Genomic DNA, 11,920 nt, shown 5'->3' on the forward strand with positions numbered 1-11,920 from the left:
GGCATCAGCAGCGTTTAACAGAAGTTCCCTCAACAATGGGAAACTTCATTTTATGCATAGGAATGCATGAAATACAGCAGGTTTATTGGGCAACTTACAGGAGTATCTATGTTTAAAATGACCTTAAAAAAAGCGTTAATATTAAGTTTACCTGTATTCAGTATGAATGTGTATTCAGGGACGAGCAAAGAATTCTTAGCCAATCAGTGCTATGAACTTTCCCGAGTTATCATCTCCTTGGCAGATCACCAGGAAAAAAACATCTGTACGAGCAAACTTCATTTGGCTTCAGTACAAATGAGCACCGCTGCGCTTTTAATCATGCAAGACTCGCCCGACATTGCCAAAGAGATATTAAACAATGCAGTAGCTGATTTACAATATGCCGAACTACTCAGCTGCAAGAAATACATATTAATATCCCATTCAAAATTTGAAGCGCAAAAAATTAAAACCTTACTCTAAAAATGATCCTCCTCAGGTTTTGGTATAATCTTGGGGAGTTTGGTGTTTGGAGCTTAGACGTGTACTCTTTTTATAGATATGGTTTATTTATCTTTTTTTTAGGTATCGGCCTTGGATGGTATTACAGTCCAATTTTAAACGATGTATGGACGATAATTGGCAAAAAAAGACACCCAACCCCTACTTTAAAGATTCATTTCTGCCCGCCTGGAGCAGAGGTTAGGAAACATCAGTATGATCCAGAAGCATTTCAATCTGGCGGATTATTTTGGCAAATGGATTTTGAGGGATGGAAAGGACCAGACAAAGTAGGTTTTATGCAGGCGCTGATTAATAAAAATAATAATTTGGTTTGCTATTACCATTGGCCAAATCCAAAAGATAAGGGAACTTATCTATGGACCACCATTCACTTATCTCCTTCAGTGAATCAAATCGTCAAGCCTTATGGTTCCTATTGGTCTACAGAGAAAGACGAAGCAAAAGCTTTGTGCATGGCAGGAATTAATGCATGCGCTTTTACCTTTTCAGACAATTCACAACCGATAAATCCCCAAAATAGAATGTAGGTTGTAGCAATGGGAATCAGGATTTGATTGATGAAAAATCAAATTTCCGCGGTGAATTCCAATGATAAGAGTGAATGCGCTCCTCTAAGCTCTTGTTATTTCTTTCAGACTTAGATATTATGTCCCACCAAGTCGGGGCGTAGCGCAGCCTGGTAGCGTACTAGCATGGGGTGCTAGTGGTCGAAGGTTCAAATCCTTCCGTCCCGACCAAGCCCAGTAAGGGTTTTATGAAAATCTCCAAACCCCATCGGAAATATTTGGTACCATTTTTGGTACCGATTGCTAAGCGGTATCCCAAAAACCAATCTTGGATTACAAAATAAAAAAAAATTTGTCCTCAATACAACACTACACCATTGGTAATAGATTGATCAAATTGTATGTTGATTGGTTGTTGGCTATCATAAATACAATGTATATTAGTTAAAACATCAGCAAAAGGAATTTAAAGTGGGAATCAATTTTGATAAAAGATCTCATAATACATCCTTTGAAAAGGAAATTGACCCATGTCTAATTTATGAAAAATTAGATCGTCATGCAAGTAAAGGCCCTTTAAGGAAACCGGTTCAAGATACAATATTAAATGATTGGTTTAATCTATATCGTTCTAAACGAGATGTAATTCTTAAATTGCCTACGGGTGGAGGTAAAACGATAATTGGCCTACTTATTCTTCTATCTAAATTAAATGAAGGTGAATCTCCGTGCCTTTACTTGTGTCCTAATAATTACCTAGTAGAACAAGTTAAAATTCAGGCAACAGAATTTGGAATACCTTATTGTGAGATTTCTAATGATTCGTTGCCTGAAGAATTTCTGAATGGTGAAAAAATTCTGATTACTAATGCTCAAAGTGTCTTTAATGGTAGAAGCAACAAATTCGGAATTGATCAAAAAGCTATAAAAGTTAAATCTATTTTATTAGATGACTCGCATAGCTGTGTGAATGTAATTAAATCAGCCTGTCGCTTTGATATATTGAGTACATCACAAATATATGCAGAATTACTCCAAGTATTTTCCGAGTCTTTGAAATCACAAGGCTTAGGATCTTTTGCTGATATTGAAAATGGCATTAGCGAATCCCAAATCACAATACCATATTGGGATTGGCAAGGAAAAATTGATGAAGTAGTTTCAATACTATCTAAATATAATAGAACTAAAGATAAAGCGGTTTGGTATACTTGGGAACTTTTAAAAAATGATTTAAAAAATTGTATCTGTACATTTTCAGGAAGAGGAATTGAAATTTCTCCGTATTCTCTACCACTTTATAAATTTGGTAGTTTTTATAATGCCAATCATAGAGTCTTCATGTCTGCAACAATATCAGACAATACCTTCTTTATAAAAGATCTTGCACTTGAAAATGACGTAATACAATCACCCCTAACTTATAATAAAAAGTGGTCCGGTGAGAAAATGATCCTTATCCCATCTTTAATGGATGATGATCTAACAAGAGAAGAAATAATTAACTTAATAGGGAAAATTAAAAACCCTAAATTTGGAATTATCGTTTTAGTTCCTAGTTTCTCACATGCAGAAATATGGAAAAAATATGGTTCGACTATTCTCACCTCTCAAAATTTGAATACTGAGATAGAAAAATACAAAAATGGGGTATATGCAAAACCACTAGTGATGGCCTCACGGTATGACGGGATAGATCTACCTGATTCAATGTGCCGCATATTGATCTTAGATTCCTTACCAATTAGTGAAACTCTAACTGATAGATATTATGATACTTGCATCCCCAATAGTATGTACGGAAAAGTTAAAACAGCACAAACAATTGAACAAGGATTAGGACGGGCAGTAAGAAGTGAAAAGGATTACTGCGTGGTGTTGATTATAGGTAGGGATATCATTAAGCAAATCAGATCTAAAGATTCCCGAGAGTATTTTTCTCCTCAAACTCGCAGGCAAATTGAAATAGGTTTGGATCTAGCACGATTTTCTAAAGAAGATAAGGAAGAAAATCAAAGTCCAATCGACTTATTAAAATCAGTTATAAATCAATGCCTAAAAAGAGATGAAGGTTGGAAAAACTACTATGTTGAACAAATGGATACTATCCATGGCGGAGGGATTACGGAAGTAGACGAAATTGTTAAACATGAGAAAAGTGCAGAAAAATTATTTAGTGATGGAAAATTTCAAGAAGCTAAGAATAAAATTCAAGACTTATGTGATTATTATCAAGATACATTAACTGAAGAAGAAAAAGGTTGGTATCTTCAAGAGATGGCCAGATATATCTTTCCAATAAATCAAATTGATGCGATGTCTTTGCAAGTTGAAGCACATAAACTTAACAAATCTCTTTTTTTACCACCAACTGGATATGAAGTAACTAAAATTTCTCTATTAGCACAGGATAGAATAAAAAACATAAAGGCTAGAATTTCTGAATTTGAAACCTTTGAAAGTCTACTTTTATTTGTTGATGATATTTTATCTCGGCTCTCCTTTGGAATAAATGCTGATAAATTTGAACGAGCAATTGATGAATTAGGTCAGTTATTAGGATATGAAACTGAAAGACCTGATCATAATTGGAAAGCTGGACCGGATAATTTGTGGGCTATTCGAGAAGGGGAATATCTATTTATTGAATGTAAAAATCAAGTTTTAGACACTCGGTCTTATATTGAAAAAGCAGAAACTGGACAATTTAGTAATAATTGTGCTTGGTTTGATAGATATTATTTTGGAAGTAAAACTCATTACACAATGATTATTCCAACCAAGAGAGTCAATTCGAATACTGGTTTTATGGTTCCAGTCAAAATTATGAGGAACCCAAAACTAAAATTATTAAAGAATAATTTACGATCATTAATATTAGGATTAAAGAATATTGATTTAAAGTCCCTATCTGAAGATTTTATTAATGCATCATTGGTTCAACATAAATTGACAACAGATCAAATTTTATCCACCTATTTTGAAGAACATATTCAGGAAAAGGCATAACATGCAAAACGGTTCAGGTCTTCCCTTTATCCTATAGGGAAAAGGAAAAATCTGCCTCTGATGGCAACTAATGTGGTATCAAATTCAGATTGGGGAAATATTGGGTTAAATTGTATTCTGAAAAACAATTAGTGGGCTATTATCTAAAGGTATATTAACCGAGAAGAATTATCTCTAAGAGTAGATATTGAAAGTGTCGCTTAAATATTTTATTTATAAAAGATTTTCATAAATATGTGAGTATTAAAAATTATTCTAGTCAGAATAAAGAATATAGAATAATGTGTTCTATATATCACTAAAGTGCAATTAGCAACAGAAAAACATAGGCAAGGTATGGATAATAAGATTAGATCAATAACTATAAAGGGCTATAAGTCCATAGTATCGCTAGATAATTTTCAGCTAAATGATCTAAATGTACTTATTGGAGCAAATGGCTCTGGGAAAAGCAATTTTGTTTCCTTTTTGCTCATGTTGCGGGAAATTGTGGAAAAAAGACTTCAAACATGGACTAAAAAACAGGGTGGTGCTGATAGGCTCTTGAGCTTTGGAATTAAAGAAACAAGCGCGCTAAGCGCAAGTATTCGCTTTGGTAAAAATGGATATGACATTAAATTAGAGCCAACTGTGGACGGTGGATTTGTCTTTGTAAATGAAAACTTATATTTCGATGGACCAAAATATGGAATAACAAAACCATATTTAGGTTCTGGACATAACGAATCTTTAATTCCAGAAGAAGCAGAAAATGGGAATTCAAAAAGTGTTGCAACTTTTTGTTTAGAAACAATGAAAACATGGATGGTGTATCATTTTCATGATACCAGTGTAACTGCTGGAGTAAAGAGATATGGTTCTATCCATGATAATGAATATTTAAGAAATGATGCTTCAAATTTAGCTGCTTTTTTATATAAGTTGTCTTTGGAAGATAAAGATTCCTATAGGCAAATTTGTAAAACAATAAAATTAGTAATTCCTTTCTTTTCAGATTTTAATTTAGTACCTAGAAAACTACCCACAGAGGAAGAGCAAATAAATCTTGGATGGAAACATAAGGATAGTGATTACCCTTTTTGGCCCAGCCAGCTTTCGGATGGTTCTTTAAGATTTATTTGCTTAGCTACAACCTTATTACAGCCAAATCCACCAAGTGTTATTGTCATTGATGAACCAGAATTAGGATTACATCCTTATGCAATTGTTATACTTGCATCATTATTGCGCTCGGCCTCCAAAAGAATGCAAGTTATTATTTCTACTCAATCTGTAACATTGGTAAATGAGTTTGAGATGGAGGAATTAATAATTGTGGAAAGCAATAACGGCAAATCCTCCTTTAATCGTTATAAAAATTCGGAGTTTTCTGAATGGCTTGATAATTATTCATTAGGTGAGTTGTGGGAAAAAAATATTTTAGGAGGCAAGCCATAGTCATGATTCGTGTACATGTCATTTGTGAAGGAAGTACAGAAGAAATGTTCATCAAAGAAATTCTTGCCGAATATTTTTTGTCACAACAAATTTATCTAATCCCTTCATTAATAGGAAAACCCGGCCATAAAGGAGGAAATATTTGTTATACGCGCTTGCTAACAGATGTATCTCTAAGGCTGAAAAATGATAAACAGTGCTATTGCACAACAATGTTAGATTATTATGGATTGCATATAGAGTTTCCTGGTAAAAAGGAAGCAGTAAAAAGTAATTCCATCTTAGATAAAAGCAAAATCATGAAGAAATACCTTAGTGCTGAAATCACTAAAAAACTTGGAGATATGTCTAGCCGTTTTATACCTTATATTCAGTTTCATGAATTTGAAGGTCTTTTGTTTAGCGCTCCTGAAACATTAGCTAATAGTTTAAATTGTGATTTAATCCATGAGTTCCAAAAAATTAGGGATAAATATCCCAGCCCAGAAGATATAAATGATAATATTGAAACAGCTCCCAGCAAAAGAATAAGTTCATTGCATCCCAGTTATGATAAGCCTTATCATCCAATAATGGTTGCATTAGATATAGGTTTAGATTTAATGAGAGAAGAATGTAAAATATTTAATTCATGGATTTTATCTTTAGAGGCTCTAAATTAACCATGAATAACACTTATCATCTTTAAGATTAAAATTTTATCTAGGTATTGAATTATATGAAACTGTATAGAGAAAGGGATTGTGTTCATAAGTGAAAGAGTACCCATTAATCCTGCTTACTTTGAAAATCAGACCGGGTAAAAAAGTTTGATTTACTATGGTTAAAGGGTAACTCCAATCACAAACGTGCAATGGCCTGCACTTAGAAATTTGATATTTTATAAATATAAAATATTGTAGTTGATAAAATAAGTTAAGTCGCATCCCTCTTGCTCGCTATAAATATACCCCATAGCATATTGCTTGGAGGATTTTTTTATTTTTTCAGAGAGTGATAGGTAGGCAAAAGCCCAATAATCATTTTTTAGCATAAAAAGTTATGAATAAAAACGCCAATGTAGGCAGATTTTTCTGCCGCGAAGCAATTTGACAATAGGGTAGTGACATACAGTCATATGTTGATATTAAATGCCATAACCTGCGTCTTGTTACAAATTTTTATTGTGCCTCTTATCCAAAGAGTTAATTATATGGTGCTTGCATCTATTGGGTTATTATTATTGGCCGTAGGCTTTATTGGTTTTTGCTTTGCCCAAAATAGCTTAACGCTGAATTGCTCTATGCTGATTTTATCCCTAGGTGAGGTTATTTTTTTCCCATTGAATGATGTGTTACTTGCTAAAATTGCACCACCTCATGTGCTGGGTAGTTGTTATGGTGTTCTGAATGCATCCTCTATTGGTTTGGCAATTGGACCAGTTTTAGGTGGAGCGATATATCAAATAGGAACTCATTATTCTTTATTTCTAATTTGCTCGCTAGGCTCTTTGCTCACGATTTTTCTTTATAGAAAATTAGTGATTTTGGATTAATTTCTTTTATTTTATAATCAATAGGATATATAAGAAAAATAATAACTTCTTAATAGATTTTGGCAAATTTTCCTCTCCTACGTCCTGCGGCTTGTCCGCAGGATCCAGAGAGCTAGGTACAGATCGAGATTCCTGGATTCTGCGGACAAGCCGCAGAACGTAGGCGGTCTCCACAACTTATTGAGCCCTTACAGTAAATACAGGATAGTATCGAAAGAGAGTTGCTATTCCGGCAATTCAAAAATAATTTAATTTTAAAATAGGTATAATTTACACCCATTTTATACCTATTCTATAACTTATTTGTGTTATGTAATCTCAGAAGTCATTTGCTCTAATTCAACTGGAAAATGAAAAGCATTGTTTGGTTTTGGATCAAGTCCATAATTAGATTAGTACATTGATCAAGCGCTTCTTTTCTCTGTGGGAGCATTTCATATTTATTATAAGTAGCCATAATCTTGGGCATTTTGTGCCTTAAGCATTTTTCAATCACTAGGATCTATATTCAACGTTTGCCCTAGTTGGGTTGCAAAAGTTCGGCGTAGATCATGCGCTGTCCAATGAGGAATACCTACACGGCTTTGAATCCTGCTTACCGCTTTGGCAATGGCTTTATCCGTTAATGGTTCTTCTTCATTATATCCAGGAATGATAAAAGACAAATAACGATTGAGTAAGCGGTGTTAAATGAATTTTCATGACCAACGCATTTTTAATATGACTTGCTGGTATGGTACAAAGTGATTGCTCAAAATCAATTTTATCCCCATGCCAATCTTAACTCGCTTGAGCGGACTCCTGTGAGCAGGATAATTTTTAAAGCGTACGAATTTGCAATGAAACACGACTGTTATTGCTATCGAGAAAATGCCATAACTTTTTGATCTTTTCTAATGTTAAAAATCATTCACGTGGTTTTTCAATACCGCCAATATCGCGTGCTCTTATTGTGGCAGCATGACTGATAGTCATTTCACCCACGGCTTACTGCATAGTTGAATGCTTGCTTAATTGTGCTTAGAACTTTATTTGCATGTATAGGAGATCCACGGTTTACAATGGAGTCCAATGCTTTCGTAATGTCTCCAGGTTGAATCTTTTCTAATTCCATATGGCTGAGTAGGGGGATAATATCTGCATCTATATGTTGTTTTATTTGTTTGTCTGCGGTGTTTTTCAACATAATTAGCGAACCACGAGAGCATTAGCTTTTTTACTGTATTATTTTCCTTCTCTGTTTTTTTAATGATCAATCTGCGAAACGGTATCAGGTTTTTTTGATATATCGCCTACACCAATACTAAGTTTGCTTTTCGTTCTGAAATTAATCTACTATGCCATCATATTTGTAATTCTCTTTTGTGGATTATCTGGAACTATATGAAAACTGTTTGCGTTTATTTGGGAGCTCAATTTGGTAATGATAATGAATATAGTGATGCGGCAATTTTATTGGGTAAAAAAATAGCTGCTGATGGTTTTACTTTAGTTTATGGTGGTTCAAGTCTGGGGATAATGGGGCTTCTTGCCAAAACTGTAAAAGAATATGGCGGAAAGGTAGTAGGGATTATTACGAATCATCTTATCGAACAAGAAAAGCCTTTAAAAATATTAGACGAATTACATGTTGTAGATTCCATGCAGCAACGTAAGGCTATGATGCAAAAAATATCTGATATGTTTGTTGTGATGCCTGGCGGCCTGGGAACGTTAGAAGAAGCAATTGAGACATGGAATGCAATAAAAATTGGAGAATTAACAAAACCCATTGGTATTTTAAATATTAAAGGGTATTTTGATGAGCTATTTTCATTCGTGAAGTCATGTGAGCAAGCTGGTTTTCTAACTGCACGGGCAAGCAATATCCCTATTTCAAGATCTAATATTCCATTGCTTTGGAATGAAATGCTTGAGCAATACAAAGCAGGCCATTCTGTTTCTAATAGCGATGTGTAAGATAATTAGCCTAAATAAGTTTTAGTAATATTCAAACGGGAATACCCTGGTTCACGCTTATAATTCCACGAGCTTGCCTATTAATTTTTTTCTCCTCACGATTTAATTCTTTAGTACTTTTCCACCCGCTATCGGACAGACTAATTCTCGCTTAAAGTCTAGTTCTTTGGTCAATTCAGCATATCGTTGTTGAGCATAAGCAGGGCGCCGAACATGTAATTTATAGACACCCATTAACTTAGGTTTGTTGTTGATAATGACTTAAATGATGTTTATAGGTTCTTTTCGCAGGGATTAGTGACTCAGCTCGTCTTATCTGTTTCCAGACTGTTTGTAACCATTTCATTTGATCCTTATTATTTTATGCAATCGACCAATACCACCTTTAAGAAAAACAAAACATAGCTCGTTGCGAATTTTTGCTGATCAGGCAATACTGTGGACAGTTTAACAATAGATGAATAATCCTATGAAACTGAACAAGGTCGTATTACTCTTTCTTTTGGCATACCAAGTACCCCTCAAAGCCAATGATACTATGGCAACGCTTGCAGGCGGCGTTATTCAATATACCAGATCACCAGATATCAGTATGGATTATGAAGCACTAACGCTCTCACCAAAAAGGGTTGAAATAATCTATGATTTCACTAATCACAGTTCACATGATGTGACAAGCCAAGTTGCCTTTCCATTACCACTTTCACCAGTCACCATTGGTGATACCTCTAGAGTTTATCCAGTTTGGGATGATTTATATCATTCATATTCGTACATTCACGAAGTCATTGAATCTACCAAAGAGAATGCTATTCAAACTCCTATTCCACTCAGAAATCGCGTTCTTTATCCAGTCTTCACCGATTTTTCTCGTACAGTCAATGGCGAACAATATGGTTATACAGTTTCAGTTCGTGCTATTAATAACTATGGCAAAGATATTACTAATCTGCTCATCAACAACGATATTCCGCTGTCTTCCACCTACATCAGTGGCTTTATGGATGAAAGTCCTCTTGATAAAGAACCAAAACTCAAAGCAAAATTGCAAAACCTAGGCTTGCTTGATAAAAAAGGGAAGCCATTATGGCAATTATCAATTATATATCACTGGCAGCAAAGTTTTGCTGCCAAAACGACCACTCAAGTCACTCACCATTATACTCCACATACAGGTGAGCATTGGCTAGAAGCAAAAAATCCTAATACCCTGGCAGACTTCCATTTTGTGCATCGAGATGAAATCAATGGCGTGCCTGAAAAAAAACAATTATCAAATTATTGTTTGACTGAGCAAAATAAAAAGGAATTGTTTGAATTATATGCATCTAAAAAAAATGACAAGGAAACTACTATAATCCATCGTGTGGAAGAACTTCGCTATATTTTAAGCAGCGGCGCCAATTGGCGGGGTCCTATTAAAAAATTTAAAATGATCATTAAACCTCCTGCGAATGCTATTCTCTTAGGATGTTTTAATGCACCACTCAAAGTTACCCAAGATAATTCCTATCAAGTAACACTTGACAATTTTACACCCACAAAAGATTTAGACTTTCTTTTTGTACACCGGGGTAATCCATAAGATGAAAACGCGTAGCGCTAAATCTTATCTTTTAAGAGGATGGAGTTGTTGTTTGAGTCGATTGCATCGACAGCCGGATTTTGAGTTAAAAAGGGGTCTCTTTTAGCCTTATTTCTTCACTAAGGCTATCAGGTCTTGTTCTCAATAAGGCCAAAAATCTAAGAGATCAATCAATTATATAAGCTCAATTTATAATTGTATGAATTCATTAATCATTTTTATTAAGAGTTTCTTCAGTCTATTTTAAATAGTTGCTCATATCAAAGCGACTAATCCCGCACAAGAGAGAGATAAAGATTGTGGCCAATCATGCAGATTGTTATTACACTAGATAAAATTATCATAGTAATGGAAATTATAATAACAATCATTAGGGACAATATGCATGGAAAAAATAATACCACATTTATGGTTTGATAAAGAGGCTAGAGAGGCAGCCGAATTTTACACTTCATTGTTTTCTAAATCAAAAATTACGAATATTACCACACTCCATGACACGCCATCTGGTGATTGTGACGTGGTTTCATTTGAACTTTTAAACCAGTCATTTATAGCTATTAGCGCGGGTCCTCTATTTAGATTTAATCCATCGATTTCGTTTCTTGTAAATTTCAATCCGTCACAGGATAAAGATGCGCGAGAAAAACTGGACTTGCTTTGGAGCAAATTAATCAGTAATGGCAGGGAGCTTATGCCGATTCAAGAATATCCCTTCAGCAAACGCTATGGTTGGTTGCAAGACAAATACGGTCTTTCCTGGCAACTCATTCTTTCGGATACTTTAAGCGAGGAACGGCAGATTATCGTTCCTTGTCTTATGTACGCTAGTGATAGGTGCGGTAAGGCAGAAGAAGCTATCCATTTTTATACAAACATATTCAAAAACTCAATACTTGGCAGCGTCTCTCGATATGGCTCGAATCAATCTTTGAATCAAGAAGGGACAATTGCATTTGCTAATTTTACACTTTCAGGCAAATTGTTTGCCGCAATGGACAATGCGGCAAATGATGATTTGGTTTTTAACGAGGCAATATCTTTTATAGTGAATTGTGAAACTCAGGAAGAAATTGATTATTACTGGGAAAAGCTCTCTGCAGTGCCTGAAGCAGAGCAGTGTGGCTGGCTTAAGGACAAGTATGGTCTCTCATGGCAGATAGTTTCCACAGCTTTAAGGGATATGTTGAAAAATGGAACCAATAAGCAAATTGAACGTGTCACGCACGCATTTTTGTCAATGAAAAAATTTGATATTGCAACGCTCTGGCGTGCTTACGAGGAAAAATAATACTCAATTATCTATAAACTAAGCTTTGATAAAGCTATCGTATTCAAGGCTTTTTTCCAAAATGAGCTTCTATAAAAAGTACTAGGAATAGT

At 34.7% G+C, this 11,920-nt stretch carries 8 protein-coding genes, 1 tRNA gene and 3 pseudogenes; 10 read left to right on the forward strand and 2 right to left on the reverse strand.

Annotated elements, in window-relative coordinates:
• Positions 1–108: 108 nt before the first annotated feature.
• The 7 genes and pseudogenes from BU07_RS0104110 to BU07_RS16660 all read left to right on the forward strand — a co-directional run.
• A complete protein-coding gene (locus BU07_RS0104110; RefSeq protein WP_031563840.1) occupies positions 109–465 on the forward strand; it encodes a hypothetical protein in 357 nt (118 codons plus the stop codon).
• Between the two features lie 59 nt (positions 466–524).
• Entirely contained in the window at positions 525–1,034 is a 510-nt protein-coding gene (locus BU07_RS0104115; RefSeq protein ID WP_031563841.1) for a hypothetical protein, read from the forward strand.
• Positions 1,035–1,167: 133 nt separating this feature from the next.
• Positions 1,168–1,244: transfer RNA gene (locus BU07_RS0104120), tRNA-Pro, on the forward strand.
• A 240-nt stretch (positions 1,245–1,484) separates the two neighbouring features.
• A complete protein-coding gene (locus BU07_RS0104125; RefSeq protein ID WP_051635456.1) occupies positions 1,485–4,022 on the forward strand; it encodes a DEAD/DEAH box helicase family protein in 2,538 nt (845 codons plus the stop codon).
• A gap of 336 nt (positions 4,023–4,358) precedes the next feature.
• Positions 4,359–5,459, forward strand: a complete 1,101-nt coding sequence (locus tag BU07_RS0104130) for an AAA family ATPase (protein ID WP_031563843.1) — start codon at positions 4,359–4,361, stop codon at positions 5,457–5,459.
• Between the two features lie 2 nt (positions 5,460–5,461).
• A complete protein-coding gene (locus tag BU07_RS0104135) occupies positions 5,462–6,121 on the forward strand; it encodes a DUF4276 family protein (RefSeq protein WP_031563844.1) in 660 nt (219 codons plus the stop codon).
• A 431-nt stretch (positions 6,122–6,552) separates the two neighbouring features.
• Positions 6,553–6,993, forward strand: a pseudogene (locus BU07_RS16660) (MFS transporter); the annotation flags it as partial.
• Positions 6,994–7,327: 334 nt separating this feature from the next.
• Here the strand turns inward: BU07_RS16660 and BU07_RS17675 are convergent.
• Positions 7,328–8,246 (reverse strand): annotated as a pseudogene (locus tag BU07_RS17675) (tyrosine-type recombinase/integrase); the annotation flags it as partial.
• Between the two features lie 130 nt (positions 8,247–8,376).
• Between BU07_RS17675 and BU07_RS0104155 the strand changes: the two are divergent.
• Positions 8,377–8,952 carry an LOG family protein gene (locus tag BU07_RS0104155; RefSeq protein WP_035898970.1) on the forward strand — a complete coding sequence of 192 codons (576 nt, stop codon included), beginning with the start codon at positions 8,377–8,379 and terminating at the stop codon, positions 8,950–8,952.
• Positions 8,953–8,957: 5 nt separating this feature from the next.
• Here BU07_RS0104155 and BU07_RS17860 read toward each other — a convergent pair.
• A pseudogene (locus tag BU07_RS17860) lies at positions 8,958–9,339 on the reverse strand (phage integrase N-terminal domain-containing protein); the annotation flags it as partial.
• Between the two features lie 82 nt (positions 9,340–9,421).
• Here BU07_RS17860 and BU07_RS0104160 point away from each other — a divergent pair.
• Together BU07_RS0104160 and BU07_RS0104165 are read left to right on the forward strand one after the other, a co-directional pair.
• Positions 9,422–10,537: a DUF4424 family protein gene (locus tag BU07_RS0104160; protein ID WP_242601854.1), complete on the forward strand. Its 1,116-nt coding sequence runs from the start codon at positions 9,422–9,424 to the stop codon at positions 10,535–10,537.
• A gap of 385 nt (positions 10,538–10,922) precedes the next feature.
• Complete coding sequence (locus BU07_RS0104165; protein WP_031563849.1) at positions 10,923–11,828, forward strand: VOC family protein; 906 nt, start codon at positions 10,923–10,925, stop codon at positions 11,826–11,828.
• Positions 11,829–11,920 lie beyond the last annotated feature (92 nt).

The organism is Legionella wadsworthii DSM 21896 = ATCC 33877 (assembly GCF_000701265.1).
Taxonomy (GTDB): Bacteria; Pseudomonadota; Gammaproteobacteria; order Legionellales; family Legionellaceae; genus Legionella; species Legionella wadsworthii.